Here is a 321-nt window from a genome sequence, read left to right as displayed (position 1 = left end):
GCCATGTCGTGCCCCGGCGCACGACGCCATCGGCAGGAGCCATGCACCTGACCGATATCTACGTGGCGCTGCGGCACGCCACGACCGGCGCGGCGGGTCAGACGCTGCAGGCCGGCATCTACCGGATCCGCTATCCGAGCGCCTATCGCCTGCAGTATGAGCACCTTGGAGATACCTTGGCCTTGCTGCCTCGCGCCGTCGCCAAACCATGGTGCCTCGCCCGCGCCGCGGGCATGTTCTTCCTGGCCGCCGATGCCGAACTGGCCACGCTGCGCTATCGCAATCGCGCGATCCAATACCTGTACGGCGAGGCCGGCATGG

General features: G+C 67.9%; 1 protein-coding gene. It reads left to right on the top strand.

Features of this window, described 5'->3' with window-relative positions:
* Positions 1-41 precede the first annotated feature (41 nt).
* Positions 42-321, top strand: a 280-nt coding sequence (locus ACR6JA_RS23235) for a hypothetical protein (RefSeq protein WP_494599890.1), incomplete at its 3' end; no start/stop codon positions are given.

Source organism: Cedecea sp. B1(4) (assembly GCF_059414925.1).
Note: the sequence above shows the minus strand (reverse complement) of the source record. Positions and strands in the feature narration are given on the sequence as shown.